This is a genomic window from Bradyrhizobium sp. LA2.1 (assembly GCF_040547725.1).
In the GTDB taxonomy this organism is placed as follows: Bacteria; Pseudomonadota; Alphaproteobacteria; order Rhizobiales; family Xanthobacteraceae; genus Bradyrhizobium; species Bradyrhizobium barranii.
Genome location: NZ_JBEPQI010000005.1, coordinates 62,546 through 82,685 on the forward strand (window position 1 = coordinate 62,546; position 20,140 = coordinate 82,685).

Annotated in this window: 16 protein-coding genes and 1 pseudogene; 13 read left to right on the forward strand and 4 right to left on the reverse strand. The window is 59.7% G+C overall.

All coding sequences use genetic code 11. The features are described 5' to 3' along the window. Positions 1–49 precede the first annotated feature (49 nt). From ABIB95_RS10670 to ABIB95_RS10685, 4 genes are all read left to right on the forward strand, one after another. Positions 50–799: a gluconate 2-dehydrogenase subunit 3 family protein gene (locus ABIB95_RS10670; RefSeq protein WP_354239208.1), complete on the forward strand. Its 750-nt coding sequence runs from the start codon at positions 50–52 to the stop codon at positions 797–799. Position 800: 1 nt separating this feature from the next. Next, on the forward strand, positions 801–2,579 hold the full coding sequence (locus ABIB95_RS10675; RefSeq protein WP_354239210.1) for a GMC family oxidoreductase: 1,779 nt from the start codon (positions 801–803) through the stop codon (positions 2,577–2,579). An 82-nt stretch (positions 2,580–2,661) separates the two neighbouring features. Beyond that, complete coding sequence (locus ABIB95_RS10680) at positions 2,662–3,822, forward strand: c-type cytochrome (RefSeq protein ID WP_354239212.1); 1,161 nt, start codon at positions 2,662–2,664, stop codon at positions 3,820–3,822. Positions 3,823–4,244: 422 nt separating this feature from the next. Beyond that, the gene (locus ABIB95_RS10685) at positions 4,245–5,081 is read left to right on the forward strand and encodes a universal stress protein (protein ID WP_354239214.1); all 837 of its coding nucleotides are present in this window, start codon (positions 4,245–4,247) and stop codon (positions 5,079–5,081) included. Between the two features lie 668 nt (positions 5,082–5,749). Here the strand turns inward: ABIB95_RS10685 and ABIB95_RS10690 are convergent. Further along, complete coding sequence (locus ABIB95_RS10690) at positions 5,750–5,980, reverse strand: hypothetical protein (protein ID WP_354239216.1); 231 nt, start codon at positions 5,978–5,980, stop codon at positions 5,750–5,752. A 284-nt stretch (positions 5,981–6,264) separates the two neighbouring features. Then, complete coding sequence (locus ABIB95_RS10695; protein ID WP_354239218.1) at positions 6,265–7,278, reverse strand: helix-turn-helix transcriptional regulator; 1,014 nt, start codon at positions 7,276–7,278, stop codon at positions 6,265–6,267. Positions 7,279–8,462: 1,184 nt separating this feature from the next. Between ABIB95_RS10695 and ABIB95_RS10700 the strand changes: the two genes are divergently transcribed. From ABIB95_RS10700 to ABIB95_RS10715, 4 genes and pseudogenes are all read left to right on the forward strand, one after another. Continuing rightward, on the forward strand, positions 8,463–9,257 hold the full coding sequence (locus tag ABIB95_RS10700; protein ID WP_354239220.1) for a class I SAM-dependent methyltransferase: 795 nt from the start codon (positions 8,463–8,465) through the stop codon (positions 9,255–9,257). 253 nt (positions 9,258–9,510) lie between these two features. Next, entirely contained in the window at positions 9,511–10,329 is an 819-nt protein-coding gene (locus ABIB95_RS10705; protein WP_354239222.1) for a BA14K family protein, read from the forward strand. Positions 10,330–10,411: 82 nt separating this feature from the next. After that, positions 10,412–10,614, forward strand: a pseudogene (locus ABIB95_RS10710) (SOS response-associated peptidase); the annotation flags it as partial. Between the two features lie 683 nt (positions 10,615–11,297). Next, complete coding sequence (locus tag ABIB95_RS10715) at positions 11,298–11,540, forward strand: hypothetical protein (protein ID WP_187387749.1); 243 nt, start codon at positions 11,298–11,300, stop codon at positions 11,538–11,540. A gap of 643 nt (positions 11,541–12,183) precedes the next feature. On the opposite strand, the gene ABIB95_RS10720 is transcribed toward ABIB95_RS10715, so the two are convergent. Beyond that, positions 12,184–13,161 carry an AraC family transcriptional regulator gene (locus ABIB95_RS10720; protein WP_354239224.1) on the reverse strand — a complete coding sequence of 326 codons (978 nt, stop codon included), beginning with the start codon at positions 13,159–13,161 and terminating at the stop codon, positions 12,184–12,186. An 844-nt stretch (positions 13,162–14,005) separates the two neighbouring features. On the opposite strand from ABIB95_RS10720, the gene ABIB95_RS10725 reads away from it, so the two are divergent. Beyond that, positions 14,006–15,202, forward strand: coding sequence for an OpgC family protein (locus tag ABIB95_RS10725; protein ID WP_354239226.1), 1,197 nt, complete (start codon positions 14,006–14,008; stop codon positions 15,200–15,202). A 771-nt stretch (positions 15,203–15,973) separates the two neighbouring features. Here ABIB95_RS10725 and ABIB95_RS10730 read toward each other — a convergent pair. Beyond that, positions 15,974–17,362: a hypothetical protein gene (locus tag ABIB95_RS10730; protein ID WP_354239228.1), complete on the reverse strand. Its 1,389-nt coding sequence runs from the start codon at positions 17,360–17,362 to the stop codon at positions 15,974–15,976. Between the two features lie 358 nt (positions 17,363–17,720). On the opposite strand from ABIB95_RS10730, the gene ABIB95_RS10735 reads away from it, so the two are divergent. From ABIB95_RS10735 to ABIB95_RS10750, 4 genes are all read left to right on the forward strand, one after another. Beyond that, a complete protein-coding gene (locus ABIB95_RS10735; RefSeq protein WP_354239230.1) occupies positions 17,721–18,380 on the forward strand; it encodes a Spy/CpxP family protein refolding chaperone in 660 nt (219 codons plus the stop codon). Positions 18,381–18,455: 75 nt separating this feature from the next. Then, complete coding sequence (locus ABIB95_RS10740) at positions 18,456–18,710, forward strand: DUF2933 domain-containing protein (protein WP_354239232.1); 255 nt, start codon at positions 18,456–18,458, stop codon at positions 18,708–18,710. Then, positions 18,710–19,384: a methyltransferase family protein gene (locus tag ABIB95_RS10745; protein ID WP_354239234.1), complete on the forward strand. Its 675-nt coding sequence runs from the start codon at positions 18,710–18,712 to the stop codon at positions 19,382–19,384. Before ABIB95_RS10740 ends, ABIB95_RS10745 begins: the two co-directional genes overlap by 1 nt. 47 nt (positions 19,385–19,431) lie before the next feature. Beyond that, the gene (locus ABIB95_RS10750) at positions 19,432–20,139 is read left to right on the forward strand and encodes an ABC transporter ATP-binding protein (protein WP_354239236.1); all 708 of its coding nucleotides are present in this window, start codon (positions 19,432–19,434) and stop codon (positions 20,137–20,139) included. Position 20,140: the final 1 nt, after the last annotated feature.

A 20,140-nucleotide genomic window follows, 5' to 3' on the forward strand; every position in this document is an offset into this window, starting at 1 on the left:
CGTCTCCGAACTGTCATTGACAGCGTAGTCGACCGATAAGGAAGAACAAATGAGACAGGCGAAGCCCGCAACAATCGCCCTGCGGCGCAGGGAGTTCCTTGCCGGAACGGCCATGCTGCTGTTCAGCGCGACGACCGTCAAAGCGGCCACGATCGCGGGGAGGTTGCCCTGGGTTCCCAATGCAGGAAATCCCCCGCCGCCAATCAAGGTCGGACCGTGGGAGTTCTTCAACGGGGAAGAGGGCCAGGCCATGGAGGCGCTCGTGGATTGCATCATCCCGCCGGACCCGGAGACACCGGGCGGCAAGGAGGCCGGCTGTGCCGTGTTTATCGATCGGCAGCTGGCCGGGCCTTATGGCCGGCAGGAGGGATTGTATGTGCGCCCGCCGTTTCAGGCCGGTGCGAAGAACCAGGGCCATCAGTCGGCGAACGGCCCCGCACAAGACTACCGGGAGGGCCTCGCTGCACTCGATCGTGCGTGCAAGCAGAGGGGCGGGGGAAAGCCCTTCGCCGAGCTGTCGGGCGACGACAGGATCGCGGTTCTGAAGGCGGTTGAGAAGGGCGAGCTCAAACTCGACGGTGTCGATGGCAAATCGTTCTTCGCGCAACTCGTCAAGGACGTGCAGATGGGATTCTTCGCGGACCCGATCTATGGCGGCAATCGCGACATGGTCGCGTGGAAGATGATCGGCTATCCGGGCGCGCGCTACAACTATCTCGATTGGGTGAACCGCCACAACGAGCGCTTTCCACTGCCGCCGGTCGGGATGACCGGCAACGCGCAATGGACGAGGTCGTAGCATGTCCCGAAGGCTTCCCAGGAAGGACGTCGTCATCGTCGGTTTCGGCTGGACCGGCGCGATCATGGCAAATGAGCTGACCGACGAGGGGCTCGAAGTCATCGCCTTTGAGCGCGGTCCGTGGCGCGATGCGCCGACGGACTTTCCGCCGGGCTACATGCAGGACGAGCTTCGTTACCGCATCCGGCACGAGTTGTTCCTCCGTCCGGACCAGTTGACGTTCACGTTTCGCAACAATATGGGTCAGACCGCCCTGCCGATCCGAAGCTGGGGTGCGTTCATGCCGCCGAACGGTGTCGGCGGCGGGGGCGTGCACTGGAACGCCGAGATGTGGCGTTTTCTTCCGTCGGATTTCGTGCTGAAGACACATCTGACCGAACGCTATGGTGCTGCGTTCCTGCCCCCGGATATGACAATCCAGGATTGGGGCGTGACCTATGACGAGCTTGAGCCGCATTACGATCGCTTCGAATATCTGTGCGGCACGTCGGGGACGGCCGGAAATCTGAGCGGCAAGATCATGGACGGCGGCAATCCGTTCGAAGGGCCCCGGTCCCGTCCTTATCCGACCCCGGCGCAGGCCCAGCCGTTCAGCCATACGCTGTTCGGGAAAGCCGCGCGCGAGCTTGGTTACAAGCCGTTCCCGCAGCCTTCGGGCAATCTCTCGCAAGCCTATACGAACCCGCTGGGCATGCGCCTTGGCCCCTGCACCTATTGTGGCTTCTGCGAGTGGTTTGGCTGCGGCAATTATTCCAAGGCTAGCCCGCAAACAACCATCCTGCCGCATCTCATTCGAAAATCGAACTTCAGCCTCCGCGACAATTCCGAGGTTGTCAGGATCAATGTCGATCGTTCAGGCAAGCGCGCCACCGGCGTGACATTCGTGGACTCGAGCGGCGAAGAATGGGAGCAGCAGGCCGACCTCGTGATCCTGTCGGCTTACACGATGTTCAACGTCCAGCTTCTCCTGCATTCGCAAATCGGACAGCCCTACGACCCCGTCACCAATACCGGGGTCGTTGGCCGAAACTACACCCACCAGACGATCTCGTCGGTCAACGGCTTTTTCGACAACAAGAAGTTCAACTTCAACCCGTTCATCGCGTCAGGCTCGATCGGGATGTGCGTCGACGAGTTCAACGGCGACAATTTCGATCACGGGCCGCATGGTTTCGTGGGCGGCGGCTATGTCGGCCAGGTGCAGACAGGTGCTCGTCCGATCGAAAGCACCCTGGTGCCGCCGGGAACGCCGCCATGGGGCGCCGACTGGAAGAAGGCGGTCAAGGACAATTATCTCAGCACGGTCAAGCCCGGCACCGGTGTGCATGGCAGCTTCTACGCCTACCGCGACATCTACCTGGATCTCGACCCCGTCTACAAGGACCGGTTCGGGCGTCCGCTGATGCGGATCACGATGGATCTCAAGGAGAACGAGATCAAGCAGAACAAGTTTCTCACCGACAAGTTCGCCGAGATCATCAAGGCGATGGGCGCTGAAAAGCTCGCCGTGCAGTATCGGACCGCGCCATACGACATAACGACCTACCAGACGACGCATCTCAACGGCGGTGCGATCATGGGGGCCGATCCCAAGACAAGCGTCCTCAACAAATATCTGCAGAGCTGGGATGTCCCGAATCTGTTCGTGATGGGGGCAAGCGCCTTTCCGCAGAACGCCGGCTACAACCCGACGCTCACGGTCGGCGCGCTCGCTTATTGGTCGGCGGCCGCGATCCGGAACCAGTACCTCAAGAATCCCGGAAGGCTGGTCGATGCGTAGGATTCCTCGCGTATGCACGCTCGTTTGCGCAGTGCTCGCTTCGGCGTCGCTGGCTGGCCGCGCGCATGCCGGCTCCGCAAACATGCAAGAGTTCACCCAGATCGAACGCGGGCGCTATCTGTCGATCCTGTCGGACTGTGCCGGCTGCCATACCGTTCCCGGCGGCAAGCCGTTTTCGGGTGGGCGGCCGATCGAAACGCCGTTCGGCAACATCATATCGCCCAATGTCACGCCCGATCTGGAAACGGGCATTGGAGCCTGGAGCGACGATCAATTCGATGCCGCGGTGAGAAAGGGTATCGGACGAACCGGCGCGCATCTCTATCCGGCCATGCCTTACAATGCGTACACGCGGATGTCGCGTGACGATGTGATGGCGATCCGGGCCTATCTGACTTCGCTGGAGCCGGTCCGAAATTCGCGCAACGCGGATACGCTTCCGTTTCCATTCAATATCCGCTCAACGATGATCGTGTGGAACGCGCTCTACTTCACGGCAGGTGAATACAAGCCGGAACCGACCAAATCCGCCGAATGGAATCGCGGCAAGTTCATCGTCGACGGGCCAGCGCATTGCGGAGCCTGTCACACGCCGAAGACGCTGCTCGGAGGCGATCGAACCGATCAATATCTGCAGGGAGCAAATCTCCAGGGCTGGTCGGCGCCTGACATCACCAACAACCGACGGACCGGATTGGGCAGTTGGACGGCAGACGATGTCGCGCTCTACCTCAAGACGGGGCACAATCGCGCTACCGCTGCGACAGGGCCGATGGCGGAGGCCGTCGAGCTGTCGACGTCCAGGATGAAGGATGAGGATACGAAGGCTATTGCGACGTATCTGAAATCGCTGCCTGGCAATGCGGATGAGGCCACGCTTGCCCCGATGGATACGAACATAATGGCGGCTGGAGGTGCGATCTACCGGGACCAATGCTCCGCCTGCCACGGGATCGAGGGCAAAGGCGTTCCCCACCTGTTTCCCGCCCTCGCAGAGTCCACGATGGCGCGCTCGAATGATCCCGCAACGGCAATCCGAATCGTGCTCCGCGGTGCGCGAAGTGTAGGTACGATGGCCGAGCCGACGGCGCCCGGGATGCCCTCCTACGGATGGCAGCTCGATGACCGCGAGATCGCGGCGGTCCTCAGCTATATCAGAAACAGTTGGGGGGGAGCGACTACCCCGATCGACGCAAAGGACGTGACGCGTGTTCGGTCCGACACGGCGTCGCGCAACGATTGAGCTGACTGGTCTCGGATCCGCCGGCCTATTGAAGTGGTCGGCCAGCGCAAACGCCCACGAGGAGTAGACTCCCGCGTGGCCCGCCACAGCGCCGATCAAAACGTAGATTCCAGCCCCCACGGTGACCCCGTCCCGTAGAGGACGAGAAGCGGCAATCCCAGCCGCCGTCGCAAACCTGCCGGAGGCGTGATTGCAACTTGCGGCGGTGTTTTCATTTTCATCATTACGAGCGACAATCGAACTTGGAACTCATACGAGCGGACCCTAAGCGCAGTCGCTTGATCTGGGTCAATCGGGAGGCGTGAGCGAGGTCAAAGCCGCATCAGAATGTCGCGTTGGGAGTTGCTGCTCTGACCTAGATCAAGCTGTTCGGACCTCTCGCGGTTACCTTGAAGGAAGAAATTGCATTTCCGGAGACGCCGATGGCCATCAGGGACGTTTTGCTCACCCTCACTAGCTATCCTGATCCGACCCCGGTTTCGGTGATCGATCGCGCCCTGTCGCTGTCGTCACTTCTTGGCGCCCATATCGCCGCGATCTCATGTGAAGCTCACGTCCAAGTCCCCGGTAGCTTCCTGGCCGGCGCTGGCAATCTCGGGTCAATCGTGGCCAGCGAAGCACACAAAAGCAAAAGGAATGCGGAGGATCTGCTGGCGGCCTTTGAGGCGGCCGCTCAGAAAGCCGGGGTGCTGCACGAGATCGTTCTCGAGCGTTGTCTGACATCCGAAGTGCCGGACCTTTTGATGGAATATGCGCGGCTCCGCGACCTGACGATTGTGCCGGTGCCGGAATTCTATGACCAATGGTACGCCGAGGACATCATCTTCGGGTCGGGGCGACCGACCCTGGTGGTCCCGGAAGTCGCGTCGTCCGGGCCCGTCGAGCTGAACAGGGTGCTTATTGCGTGGGATTTCAGCCGCGCGGCCGCACGCGCGGTATCCGATGCCATCCCGATCCTGGAGAAGGCGCGCAAAGTGTACATCCTTACGGTGACCAACGAGAAAGCGCTTCCGAGCCGGCGCTCGTCGTCCGAACTTGCCAAAAACCTGTCGCGGCATGGAATCGATGTGATCGTCGAGGAGGCGGATGCCGCTGGAAGGACAATTGGCGACGTTCTCGGAACGCAGATAGCCTCCCTTAAAGCAGATCTCCTCGTCATGGGCGCTTACGGCCATTCGCGTCTTCGTGAGTTCATATTGGGAGGCGCGACCCGAAGCATCCTGACGAAGCCGCCGATTCCCGTGCTGTTTTCCCACTGAACCGGCAGTTGTCACTCAACTCCAGGAGGAGTTGAGGAGGAGAGGGAGCGCAACGACCGAAACAACAGACGTAGGATAGTAGGATAATGGGCCACGCTGCCCGCCTGTGTTGTCTTCCGCCGCGTCGCCACCAGGGTGGCGGACAACGAGATGCTCCTGCTTTGAACGGATTCGCGGGTTCAGTTCGACGAGGGCTGCTTACTTAATTAGCAGCCCTCTTGCGGGCCGATGGCCAAAGGCTCCTTATGCGCTTCGTCGGCAAGCAGGCGATCGGCTGATTGAACTTACGACGTGTGAGTTCGTCGATGAATGGGGCTGCGATCGTGATGGCACGGCTACCATCGCAAGCGGAGCCCGGACAACTACCGTCCTTTCTTTTCGCCCATGTGGTGGGGCGCCGAAGTGGCCGGACCGCCCGTGTAGTCCTTGCTGCAAGTAATATTTTTGGCCTGTTGAAATCGTCGGAAGTGACGGAAAATAAAAACATATTTCGGTTGTCGCCTGGCTAGCGAACGGCCCCCTCGAACCGGCCGGGCCCTAATAGGCCCTAGTTTCACATGGCGCTGGCGCGGGCCGGCCTCGTCCCCTGCGCTGTGCGGCCTTCGTGTGGCCTTGCGCCTGCCGTCTGCCGCGTCGTGCTGATGCGGAGCGCGATAAAAGAGCCTGCGTCAATCGGTCAGGTTGAGCGTCTTATCGGCGCAGACGTTGATGCCGGAGGCATCCGTCGACTGGCCGTCGTCGAACGTCCCGCGCAGATCGAAGCGGCAATCGCTGGACTGCGGCAGTTTAGCCGACGCTTGCTTGCCGGATTTCAGCGGGCCCAGTACTTCCTTCCAGTCTGGCGACCCGGACTTGGCCGCCTCCAGCTGGACTAGATCCGCTTTGCGCGAGTTCGTCACGGTGACGGTGACCGCGCCCGCCTGTTTCGCCTTGGGCTTCGGCGCGGCCTACGCGGCGGTAAGGCCGAACAGAGTTGCTCCCACGAGCGCTGCAGCAAGTGTCCGAGTGTTCATCGGATTGTCTCCGTTTGGCCCCCAGCAGCGACGGTCTCATTCTTCAACGCGAAGCGGTCCCGGTTATGGCCAGTTCGCGTGTTCCATAGATCAAGGTGAAGGAACTCTTTCAGCCCTGTAGCCCCGGTGCGCGCTGCCTGCCGTCCCGCGAGGTCGAACTGTCCGCGTTTTCAACGGCCGTCGCCCGCGCATTGTGAGGGGGCGCAGGATGACTTCTGCCGCACCATCGATGCGGCGCGCACGCCTGATGGCGTCTCGCCGAAGTGTCGGCGGAACGAGCGATTGAAATGAGAAACATCACCAAAGCCGGCTGCAAACGCGATATCGATGATGGCCAAATGCAGATGGTGCGGGTCAGTCAACATCGCGAAGGCACGCTCAAGCCGACACGCTGCAAGGTGCTCGGTGAACGACTTTCCGGTCTCTTCGAGCAACTTTTGTACGTATCGCCGCGACATATCGAGCGCTCCGGCAACATTGTTCAGATCGACATCGGGATCGCCGAAGCGTTGCGCGACCTCCGCCAGGATCGCCTGCAGCTTGGCTGCCTTCACACCACGCTCCGTAACGAGGTTTGCAGCTTCGACGGTCGGCCCGAGCGTCGCGGCCACAAGATCGAGGAGATGTGTGCCGACGGTGGAGGCGAGTTTTGATGACGGAGGTTCTTTGAAGGATGCGAGCGATTGCAGGTAGAGGTGGAGCAGGCGAAGCGCCGGTCCAGGACGCACCGGCCGACCTGATAGATCTTCCGGCTGTGCAACCAGCGACCTAAGGGCGGCAGCCGGCACGGTCACGAATTTGACGCTGGCGCCACGCGACCCAAATACTCGCAGCAGCCTTCCCCGGTCAACCAAACAAGCGGCGCCGGCATCATAGACATGTTCCTGGCCAGCATTTGCAAATTGGACCGGACCAGCTTCGACGATGTTAAGTCCGAATTGGTCACGGCTATCCTTGAGGTGGCGTTTGTGACGGATAAACTCCACCGGCGTGGTGACAATGCTACAAACGCTAACCGGGCCGAGCGGCAAGTAGGTGACATTGATACGCGGGCGGCCGCCGCTGTGATCTATCACGTCCAAGGCGAGGTTCAGCCGCGTAAACTCTTCACGGAACGTGGAGAATCTTGTTCGCCCCGGCAGCATCTCAGTCGACCATCGCACAAGGGGAGATGACGTTGGCATGCCGGCCTCCCGTTTCGGTGCCCAACCACGCAAGAACGACTGAGCGCCCGAACGAAATCTGTAAATTCCTCGAATGACGCCAAGACTGAGACAATATCGGACCGCAGCTTCGCTGCAGGTGTGAGGTGGATTACAAATGGAGGTAGGGACCTCAAGAAAATGATGAGGAATTTCCCGTCAGGCTTTCGATGCTGACACGGTTCGCATCGAGGTTGCTATGATGCGCGAAATGCCGCAAGGGCACGAAGAATTTGCGTGTGCAACTTTCAGGATGCGCATGTGTGATCCACAGCAGATACGACTGGCGTCACTCCTCAAAAGGTGAAGAAAACGCCGTGCCTAAAGGCCGCCAACCGAGACGGCTTGCTTCTTTAGCAAGCCCACATCATCCGCGAGCTGCGGGCGGCCGGAAAAGCCAGTCTACGTTCCATTGCAGAGGAGCGGAACGAAGCCGGCAACTCGGTTGCGCGCGCGGAAGGCTCAGTTTGCTCGGTTCAGCGGTTGCAAGTGTCTTGACCATCGCAAGATCGAATGGGGTTGGGATAGAAGCAGCGATGCGGGCCCGAATGGGATCGCCCAAAAATGTCACTGCAATCGTGATCATCACTACAGATACTAGGACTACGAGCACATCAGTCATGATGCGCCTCGAAAAGTGCTTCGTCATGATTTGAACCCCTCACAACCAATGACGCGCGCGTGCGCAGCTAAAATCAATTTCGCATGCAAATGAGTATGTGAATGGGAGTTCGCCGCACGTAGCGGATCGTCCCTTTATAGCGCAGCAGTCACCAACTATGTAGCAGCGGTCCAGACCCAATTTAGCGGATGCGTCAAAACTGATGTCCTCGCAGGACGCTATAGCTTCCACGTCGTGCATCGCACGGACACGACAGGATGGTCGAGGGTCCTATGGATGGCGACGAAAAGCGCGGGGAACGTGCGACCGAACCTATCGAGAATATCTGGCGCGAGAAAATCCGTGGTTGCAGTTGCAGAGGACATGCATCTGTTTCGGACGCGCGCCCATATCATCGCGCTAGGCGGTCTACCTTGAACTGAGACATTGTGCCGCAACCGATTTGTAAACTGTGGTTGAGGTTCGTCTTGCGTGCCAATGTTCTCATCACGCCGGGCTCAAGCGACTGAGCTGATTATTCCATCGAGATCGAGGAGTAAATTTCATGGCGCAAATTCTTGCTCATAACCTCAAACCCGCCGCGACTTGGGGTTCCGGCGGCGCGTCCTACGATACCGTGAGCCAAAGTATAGCAGACGCCATTGATCACGTCGTGAATCGAATCTGGCCGCAACCGGGAGAGCGCATCCTTGACGTTGCGACAGGCACGGGCTGGACTGCGCGGCGGTTATCTAATCGAGGCGCAAAGGTGACTGGTATCGATATTGGTGACGGCGTTATCGAGGCGGCGAAACTGATTGCACCGGAGATCGACTTCAAGGTCGGCGATGCCGAAGCGCTGGAATTTCCGGATCAAAGCTTTGACTGTGTGACTTCGACGTTCGGTGTCATGTTTGTCTCGCGCCCCGAGGCTGCAGCTGCCGAGTTGGCACGTGTCACGCGCAAGGGCGGGCGACTGGGGTTGGTCACTTGGCTGCCTGGCAGCGCGGTTGAAGAAATATTCCAGACAATGCGGCCATACATGCCGCCACCGCCTGACAATCCTCCTCCTTCGCCATTCGCGTGGGGCCGGGAAGGCCGCGTTCGGGAATTGCTTGGCGATACATTCGATCTGGCCTTTGAACCTGGCACCACGGTACTCCGCATGCCGAGCGGCCAAACGGTATGGGACATATTTGTGACTGGCTATGGTCCGACAAAAACGCTGGCCGCATCGCTCGACCCTGAAAGGCGCACGGCACTTCAACGAGACTTCATCGCGATGCATGAGAAGCACCGCTCGCCGGTCGGGTTAGCCATGCCGCGCGACTATCTCTGTACGATTGGAACTCGAAAATAACGCACTCGGCACTGCGTGCCCATCAGCCATCCTGCGCAACGTATCCGCAGTCGACCAAGCGTCCCATCATCGACCTCGACGCGAGCGCGTCAACGAGGGGGCCTCCGTTGTGTCCGGCACGTTGTCCACCGCAATCGGTAGCGGCTTGCCTCTCCCGCTCGGGGCGGCGCATCCCCGCGTGCAGCCGGAGCTATCACCGAGGAGTAACACCAAACTTGAGGCGCACAACGGGTGGGGTTAGGCTTCCGGCGAAGTGAAGAAGCAATGGCCTGATAACCCGGCGGTGGTTTACATGCGCCATACGATTAAGACCGCACCAAACGTCGTCATCCTCGAGGCGTCACACGCGCGGCGGGGATTTGCAATTTCCTGGTTCGCCCGAACCCTCGTCGCGGCGGCACTCATCGGGTTCTGTCTCAACGCCGACGTCGTCGCCTATGTGGCGCGATACGCCACTCAGCAGGAGTTATCTAAGCTCATCACGATCGTCCCGCCGGTCATGGCGCAACAGACGCCATTGTCGAAGGACGACGAGGCGGCGCAGCTCAAGCAGGCGGTCGACAGCGCGACAGCGGAACTGCGGCAGTCTCTGCAGCAAGAGCACGCCAGGGCTGAGGCGCTCGAAAAAGAACTTGTGAAGGCATGGCGGTACGTCGGGAAACTGCTGTCGATGCCCAACGGCGAGGCGCACCAGTTCAGCCAAGCGGTCGACAGCGCGACGGCGGTACTGTGGCAGTCTCTGCAGCAGGAGCACGACAGGGCCGAAGCGCTTGCAACCGAACTGGCGGACGCGCGGCGCTCCATGGAACAGAAACCTGCCGTTGTGGAAGAGACGCCCGGTGTCTCCTTGCCTGCCTGGGCAAACAGCTACGCCGCCTTCGTGAACCCCGCCCAGACCGCAGGTCAACCGGACGTGGCCACGGATAACAGCAAATCGGCAATTAAACCAGGCGAACCAGCTCGCGTTGAACACAAACCGCGCGGGGGCTACGGCTGCCAGCACTTTCAGACCTACGATCCGGCATCCGGAACTTACATCGGCTATGACGGACGGCGGCGTTCCTGCCCATAAGTGCGGGGCGGTGTTTCGGCAACAAGTCTAGCTGACCTGCCGCTATGGCAGCGAGATGCAGCCGCCCTCACTCGGCTGCTGCGGCTTCCTGACGACGTCACCGAACGTGTCGTCTTGTCGATCCATCCGAAGGCCATGCCGGTGATCCCGACCACCGATGAAGAACGCGATGTCTGGATGCGCGCGTCGTGGCACGAGGCCAAGGCGTTGCAGCGGCCATTGCCGGATGGTGCGCTCAAGATCGTGCTGCGCGGCGCCGATAAGGAAGATCGGGCGGCGGCATAAAGGACCCAGCCGTATGGTTCAGTGTCAGCTTGGCTTAGTGCGAAATCCCGAATGGGAATCCACATTCTTCGGAATGTGCGATTCAGCGAGAATGCACGCGATCGGCGGGACACGCGAACCGTGGGATTGCGTTCTGGTTTTGCGTTGCGCACAAGCAAGCCAAGGCGTTTTTTGACCGAGGGGGAGGGGGGAGGAAAAAGTTCGGAAAAGAATGCTTATGCGAATGAGATCCTCGGACCAGTTGGTGATCTCGAAAAACGCTGCCCTTCTGAGCATCCCACTTTCCAAGTTGGCCGCGTGCTCTCTCCAATCACGAGTTTCCTCGGACCCGAAATCGCGGCTTTTACTCGCTGCCTGTCGGCGTCCTCCGAGATCAAAGTACCGCGGACGCTTTCGTACATCATCGCGAGATCGCCGTTTCAGCCCGATCAAGTCCAGGAGGAAGGTGGCATTAGCTTAACCAGCCGTCGATCGAACCGGCAGCTCAAGGCCGCGCTTCGGTCTGTTCGCTGGGACGTCTCTAGAGATTTGGTGTTGCCCAAGTGGAGGAGCGCGCCCGCGCCAATCACGCTTGCTCCGAAAAAGTCACGTTGTGGTGACGACGGAAGGTGATGCTACCTGAAGTGAGCTGACTATGTTATGCGTTGTAGCACTCCAGGGGGGAATCCCAACAGGAGCTAACTATGACAAGAAAACTGCTCGTGGCTCTCGCTGTTCTCACTCTCTCCGTTACTGCCGCCTCGGCAACGCACCATCATCGCCACGCGATGAACACTCATGCCGCTGTTCCGGAATCGCCATCGCCCATGGGCTGGGCGGGTGGTATGAACGCAAACGATCACGCCATGTATCTCAAAAATCTTCACGACTCAGGTTACAACCCGAAGAATGATCGCGATGCGACCGGGAACGTGGCCACGCAGTAGAAATCGCAGAGCGGGTTAGCGATTGTCTGCCGAGACTCGAAGACCGAAGGTGGACGCGTAATCCGCCGCTCGGTATCCACCAGGCATGGATCGTGGGTGGGAAGGCGTTAGGCTAACCCACCCGCAATCATTGCTGCGCAATCACTTCACCGGCCCCTTCTCGAGCCTTCTGGCCAGAGTGCGCCTGTACACGCCGAACCGGCTAGCGCGAACGGATCGACGTCCGCGCCTAGTTCTGCCACCAGAAATGACACGCGATGCACCATGAGGCCGGCTGATGAGGCGAACGTCGCGGCTCAGTCGGTCCAGCTTGGCGATCGGGGCTGCGCTTGTCTTGCCACCTCGACCGACCGTACGAGCATGCTTCATGGCTGCCGCGAGTTCAGGCCAACGCTCCAAAGCATCGGCTCCCTTGCCAGTCTCCACTTCGCGGTACTCCGCCGCGATGCTGTAGCTGTGCTGTGCGCAGAACACCTTGATTGCAGATTGTTGCGCTTCCCGGCCGAGACCGCTGCGCTGGGCAATCACTATGTCAGCGTTCGGCATTGAAGCGGCAGTCGACCTCCGTAGTCGTCATCGACGGCTTATGACCCAAGGCGGTCATTGGGCGACCATCACTCGCACTCACCGAGGGGCACGTGGATCAGCTAGGATCCCTTCGGGCGCAACGAACGCCACGCGGCGAATCGCCGAAGCGAGCTCGGAACAAGCGATTGAAATGCGAAACATCCGAGAAGCCGACCTCTAAGGCGATATCGGAAATTAGCCGCGCGCTGGCGCTGGAATCGGTCAGCAGTTTGAGCGCTCGTTGGAGGCGTAACTCATTCACGTGCCCGGTGAACGATGATCCTGACGATGTCATCAGGCGCTGCAGATAGCGAGGTGAGATGCCTTGGCAACGAGCTACCATCTCGACGCTGAGTCCTGGTTCTTGAAAGTGTGTCTCGATGTAATCAAGGGCGGCGCCGTGGCGCGCAGTCACGACAGCGCTCGCACTGCTCTCGCCCAAGGGAGCGCACTCGACGATTGCGAGCGCCAGGAGATCGTGGATGTGAGTCACGACTGCATCTCGCAGCTTCGGGGTGGCCAGAACACTCTCATTAAATGCCGACTTGAGATAAGCCATGAGAAGTCGGAGCGCTTCATTTCGGTGAGAAATCGGCCGCATGGCGCGGCTTTCGACGTTCGTCACGCGCTGTGCAAGCGCGTCGCGCGGTACGGCAAGACCGAATAGCAATCCGTCGACATAGGTGACGGTGACCGGCTCGGAATGCAGAATTGCGATGGCGTCGCTGGCGTGAAGCTCGATTTCTTGACGGCGCTGCGATAGTTGACTTTTGCCGGGAGAACAGAGGATGACTCCGATCGAGTCATCACCATCAGCGATGCTCGCCTGCAAGCGCTTGAAACGCATAGGGGAGCCTTTCAGCGCGAGCCTGCGCAAACCTCGGATCGCTTGCAGCGTTGCGTAGGCCTGAAACGGTGCGTTCGATAGAGGCTCAATATCAGCGTGGACTATGCCTCGCCCAAAGTCCTCGCGCCATAGCGGGATTCGCATCCGCTCCGGAAACTCTCGCGTCGAGAATCGATGTGATACGAATTCGGCTGCGTCCATAGACATGGGGACCTCCAGCCTTGTTGGACATCGGGATCAAATGCGACAAACTCACCGGTATCTGCATTTTGCAGTTCGCGCACCGAACTTGTTTGATCTGTGCGCAAGAGTCCAAGAAGCTACGCCATTGGCCTGCTAGTCTCGCTCAGCTAAGTTCAATGCTGATGTGAACTCGTTCACTTAGCGGCCAGAAATTAGGTCTATAGTGATTGCGAAGGCCGTGGCGTCAAAAAATCTCCTTTAAGAGGAGGCGCTCGTGATGGCTCTATTTCTGATTGCCGTTATCGGATCTAGTTTAGATATCCTTGGCGGGGTGAACCCGTAAGCTCCGCTTCTATGACTCTCGCGATTGATCGAACTCAACGATCCGCGGACAGACTGTCCTGCAGCACTAGACGTTCTCTGATACCGATTTCGTGTCGCGCCTCGTCGGCCACATCGTCGTCATCCGAGTTCGTCGGACACAAACTACTCCGGCGCCGTTGATATTTACCGTCGGTTGAAATGGTCGAAATCTATCGTCAATGGTGATGATCAAGCGAGGGTTCGATCATGTCCACCCTAGTCGAGATGTTTTACCGTGAGTATTGTCGTGCCCGCCTCGCCGAAATGCGGAAGCAGCTTCTGATACCGGTTGCCAGCGACGACATATTGCAAACGTTTTGGGAGGACGGCGAACCTTCCGGCCCAGGCAATCAAAGCACCGGCTGGCCAACGAAAGAGCCTCCAACCATCAGGTAGCTCGGGCTCGTAACCGCATCGTTTGGTCGGATACCCCGCTCGGCACCCCAGCCCGGAGCAGCAGAGCCTCTCATCGACCGATGTGCGAGTACGCCGGCAGGTCAAACCGATGCACGATCGAACTCACACCTCGAAGCGATTGATCGGCGAAACTCCGCCGGAGTTCAGGGGGGCTGGCCGCGACCTGCGCATCGATGTCTGTCGCGGGATCGCGCTATGGTGGATCTTTCTTGATCATGTTCCCAACAACACCGGAAGCTGGCTGACACCGCGCAACTACGGCTTCTGCGATGCCGCCGAAATATTCATGTTCATTTCGGGCGTGACCTGCGCGCTGGCCTACGGCAGGGCACGTCAGCGCGAGGGCTGGAGCGGCATGATTGGTCGTTCGCTGCGGCGGGGATGGGACATCTATGCCGCGTTTCTGCTGCTCACGCTCGCTTGCACCGTCCTCGTCTACCTCGCGGGCAGCGATCGGCTTGCTGACGAGAGCAATACGCGGATTCTGCTCGATCATCCGGGCGCGACGCTTGCGCATGCCGCAATCCTGCAATATCGCCCTGTCAATACCGACGTCTTGCCGACTTTCGTCATCTTTCACGTGTTGTTCGCGCCGCTGTTGTGGCTGCTGCTGCGAGCACCAAACGTTACGCTTGGTGTTTCGCTGTTGCTTTATGCGCTCGTGCACATCTTCGGCTGGAGCGTTCCAGCCTGGCCCAACGGCGCCTGGTTCTTCAACCCGTTGGCTTGGCAGCTTTTGATCGTGCTGGGCGCGTGGTGCGTCATCGAAGGGGAGAGGGTCTGGCCCTGGGTGACGTCGCGCACGACGCTTACTCTTGCTGTTGTCTATCTGGTTTTTGGCCTGGTCCTGACGCTGAGTTGCAGCGGCAAACCGCTGGTCCCGCAAAATTTGACGACCCTGGTCTTCCCGCTGGATAAATCGAATCTCAGTCCGTTCCGGCTGCTGCATTTCTTGGCTCTTGCAATTGTGGTGCTACGGTTCGTTCCTCACGATTGGCGCGGGCTATCGACGCCAGTCATGCGCTGCGCGAGGTGCTGCGGCGAGAATTCGCTGCCAATCTACTGTCTCGGCGTCCTCCTGGCGCTGGCCAGCCACCTGACGCTGCTTGACATTTCGGACCGGCCTGCGATGCAGGTCGTGCTCAGTCTTGCTGGAATCCTCGCGATGATTGTCGTCGCGATGCTGCTGAACCGGATCAGCGTCAGACGCAGTCATTACCCCGGGTGGACGCAGTCGACCAAGAAGATCGCACCGGTATTTTCTAGCTGGCAGGTTGCGGATTGAGCGCGCAGGGAAGCTCTTGGCCCTTAGCTGACGTATTGGTCACGGTGTCGGCTTTTGACCCGTTTCGGACTTGGACTAAGAGAGCCTGGGTGCGGAGCGCCTTCATAACCGCAATGCACTCATCGATCAGCTGGTCGGACATGGCTACTGTCCTCGGCAGCGCCGACAAGGCGCATGCACTGGCCGAGCGTCTCTCGTCCGAGACCGGCTTGCCGCTCAAGTTGCGTTGGGAGCCTGACTGACGCAGTCCTTCCCCCAGAACGAGTTGGTAGCGCTTATTAACAGGGAAAGGAGAAGTACCTGCCGCAGTTATCAGTACTTCCGCCACGCCCGCGGCAAAATGTTTCACTCTCGAATCGCGGACGGTGACCCATCTTCTTCGAAGGGGCTGTTGCCGCATGGGGTAGGGCACTCACTATGTCCGCTATCGGGACTAAAGCGGCAGTCGCCCTCCGTAGTCGTCGTCGACGGCTTATGACCCAAAGCCGACCTCTGCTGAGATCCGCTATTGCGCCGCTATCAGGGGCACAGCGGACCTCATACGCGCCCTGACTGCCGGGCGTTCTGCGAGTACAAGCCTCGGTGCGCCTCGTGAAATCGGCTCAAGAACCTTCAGCCGTTTCGCTGCGCGGCTGGCGGATGGTTTCCTCGGGCGTGCCGATCCTCGGCCATGATGCCGGCATTCATGAAGCCGACGCAGGTCGAGACATCGGACGAAGGCCATCTCGTGCGTGACCAGCATGATGATGCCTTCGGCGCTTCTGGCCCCGGTCACCCCTTGGCGGCAACGTACCCATAAAAATTCATAAGGAAGTCCCGAACGGCGAGGGGCTTGACGGCACCGGTTTTTTCCTGCGGATGCGGTATCACGTAGTCTCCATCGCCATATGAGAAGACCTTCGCCTTCACGTATCCGTTCATCACTTGTATCTTCTCGCGCAGCACGACCCAGTGCATTGTAAACGCGGAGCCTTTATCGGACTGGTCGTCATAGTCGATCATATTGGCGCTTATGAAAAGACATACGCGATATCCGCTGTCGAGCAGCCGGTTGGCTTCGTTTACATCGTCGATGTCTTTGTTGTATCGCGAAATGTTGGTATTCTCCCGCACGTCCCGGTATCCTGCCTTGCGAAACCATTGCTCCATTTCGCTCGGCAGGGTGACACCCGCAAGATCGCTGATCTTGCCTGTGTCGTCGAAATCGAGGAACCAGTTCTCCGAATCGCGTATGGAGGCGCATGTCAGCCAATCGACGTGGTCCAGTGACCAGGGTGGCGTGAAGTTCCTCACATCCTTTCCCGGCTTGATCAGCAGGCGGCCAAGGTTCGCCTGCCCCTTCTGATAGAGATCGATCGCGAACCGCGCGTAAGACCCTGGCTTGTCGGACGCGTAGCCGAACATCAGGGCGGATGGCCCGCACAGACTTCCCTGATCTTGATTGATGAGGCTCGGCTTCGCAATGCGCCTGAGAATACCTATGCCGACGCGGTGTGGGTCGAGCTTCGGAAAGAACGTCGTCCTCGTGTTTTTCAGGAAATCGCAGACCATTTCCGCGGCTAGTTTTTTCTGGTCGGAATTGAGGTCGTACGGTCCGATCCCGCGCTTCTCCTTGTATTCTTCTCCGACGAAGAGCGTGATGAGCTTTTTCGAGGTGGGGGAGAGCGTTCTGGAGGTGTTCGCAATGGTGGTCAGGTCGTCCAGCTCGAATGCGGTGACCATGCCGTCTGCGACGGTAGCCCGGATGATGTCAACGATCTCTGCGTAGTCCAGCTTTGAATCGTCGATGAGGCCTTTGCGAAGTGCAGCATCGACGGAAGGAGTCGCGATTGCGTCCCATTGGCCCTTTGGCAGGGCGGGCTTAGCAGTCGCCTTCGTCGACAGTTCAACGAGCCGACTGAATGTCGGGCCGGCAGGCCGAACATAGCCGTCAGGCGTGCCGGGAAAGTTCTTCTTTTGGAAGTACAGAATCGAGTTGTAAAGGCCGTCGCTGGCATAACCGGTCACGACCATCTGTGGTTTAAGCGTGTTCTCGGCGCCGCCGTCGGAAATGGCGATCTTGTTGAGCAGCGAAATGACCAGCTCCTGATCCTTTTTCCAGTTTTGGCAGCTGCGCCCTGTCGTCGCGAACCGTCCGACCTTGTCTTTCAACTGCAGCATATCGCGCCTCCCCGGAACGGGAATGCTGCCTCGAACGTCCTGACATGCAGCCGAGGCAGGCGCTGTGGCAAGTCTTCCCGCTGTAGGGTTGGTCGCCCCTGCCGTCCCTTGTGTTCATTCGCAAGGACAGCGGTCGCCCTGTGGCGAGGTTCACGAATGCGTTATGTCTGCCTATCGGGGTAGACCGGAATTCGTCGGCGCACCGCTAGAATGTCGCGAATGGCCCGTAGCGGACGTGCAAGAGATAGGTGGTGATGTCTTGTAAGCTCCCTGCGGCCAGCCTTGGTTGACTTGCATCAAGTCGGCCTCGATCCAGATCGGCATTATTGCATCGAATGCCGACCCGAAGGAGAGGGCGATGCGAATCCCGACGCTGGCCATAGCGCTGCTGCTTACCGCCCTGAGCTACCCCGCACTCGCTCAATCACCCGCCGACCATCAGGCCCATCATCCGGATCAAAAAGAGGCGCCGGCGGCCAAGTCGACTGCTCCTCCGGAGACGCCGCGCAGTACGGGCCCCTCGCAGGGCATGGGCGGCGGCATGATAAGCATGACGGACGGCAATATGCCCATGTCCGACATGATGCGGATGATGAGCATGATGCGGCAGTCTGGCGGCGACGGAATGAGCGGCATGGAGACGATTGATCACGTGGAGGGCCGGATCGCGTTCCTCCGGACGGAGCTCAAGATAACCGACGCACAGCAGTCCGCCTGGAACGCGTTCGCCGACGCGCTGCGGACAAACGCCAAGACACTGGGAGACATGCGCGGCTCGATGTTGTCTCAACAGAGCGCCGGGTCGCCAGGTCTCGTCGAAAAGCTTACGTTGCAGGAAAAGTGGCTCGCGGCGCGACTGGAAGGAACCCGGTCGATGAAGTCGGCGCTTTCGGACCTAGTCGCCACGTTTTCCGAAGAGCAGCAGAAGGCTGCCGACGAACTGCTCGCGCCGCAGATGGGCATGATGCCGATGATGCAGGGCCGTCGGATGGGCTCCATGCGGATGGACGGCAATTGAGACTACGAGCCGTTGATCTGCCTCAACAATGATGGCAACGGCGCTCCTATGCTCCTATAACCACCGGAGCTGCGGATGTCGGTACAGGATCATTCCGGGTACGGAGGGCGCCCTCAAGAGGGCATGTCAACCAAAGCCAAGGCCGGGTTGGTCCTGGTAGGATTCCTGGTCATCGCCGGCGCGCTCCTGTTCACCGAACACAGGGCTCACGTGCTCGGGTTGCTGCTCTGGCTGCCGCTCCTCGCCTGCCCACTCATGCACTTCTTCATGCACGGAGGACACGGCCATCATCACGGCGACGTTCGATCGAGTGATGGGAGAGGCAACTGATGCACGATGCCGCCCCCGCGTACGGCCTCTGGAGCCTCGTCATCCTCAATTCGGCGGTCTTCATTCTGTTTGCCTACAGCTTCTTCAAGCCGCAGACCTCCCACGACTGGCGCTCGTTCGGCGCCTTCAGCGCGTTTCTGGTCGCGCTGTTCGTGGAGATGTACGGCTTTCCGCTCACCATCTACTTCCTTTCGGGCTGGCTGCAGTCGCATTACCCGAATGTCGACTGGTTCTCGCATGACGCTGGCCACCTGCTGGAGGTGATGTTCGGCTGGAGGGCAAATCCGCACGCGGGACCGTTCCACATCCTAAGTTTCGTCTTCATCGCCGCCGGCTTCATTCTGATCTCGGCCGCCTGGAGGGTTTTGTACGACGCGCAGCAGACCCGCCGCCTGGCGACCAGCGGCCCATACAGCTACGTCCGGCACCCGCAGTACGTCGGTTTCATCCTGGTGATGTTCGGCTTCCTGCTGCAGTGGCCGACGATCCTCACGCTCGCGATGTTTCCGGTGTTGACCGTCATGTACGTAAAGCTGGCACGCGACGAGGAGCTTGAGGCTCGGACCGAGTTCGGCGAGGCCTACCCGACGTACGCAGCAGATGTACCGGCGTTCATTCCCCGTCTTGGGCGACTGTTCGGTCATGGCTCTTCCCGCGGCCATCGTCACGGCTGACCTTCACGCGGGAGATGCCGTCGGACGGTTAGCTCGAAAGGAAGTCGATGAGCGAGCCCGTCTTCATCGCCAAGGCACTCACCAAGACCTACGGCTCGGGCGAGGTGATGGTGCATGCCCTCAACAACGTCGACCTCGAAATCGCCGAGAGGGAAGTGGTCGTGCTGCTCGGGCCTTCGGGTAGCGGCAAGACGACATTGCTCAACATCATGGGCGGTCTCGACCGGCCGACCAGCGGCAGGCTGTTCTTTCGCGATCAGGACCTGACGGATCTTGAGGAGCGCGACCTCACGATGTATCGCCGCGACCACGTCGGCTTCGTCTTCCAGTTCTACAATTTGGTGCCAAGCCTCACCGCGTATGAAAACGTTGCACTGGTCACCGAGGTTGCCAACGACCCGATGCGACCCGCCGACGCCCTCGCGCTCGTCGGACTCGAAGAGCGGATGCATCACTTTCCCGCCCAGCTATCCGGCGGCGAGCAGCAGCGCGTCGCCATAGCGCGTGCGATCGCGAAGCGCCCCGCGGTGCTGCTTTGCGACGAGCCAACCGGGGCGCTGGACTCCAATACCGGCATTCGCGTCATCGAGGCGCTGCTCGGGGTCAACCGGCAGCTCGGGACCACCACCGTCATCATTACGCACAACGCGAGCATCCAGCAGGTCGCCGACAGGGTGCTGTTCTTCGCCGACGGCCGGATTTCTCGGGTCCGGAAGAACGAGACCCGACGCGAAGCCGCCAAGCTCACCTGGTGAC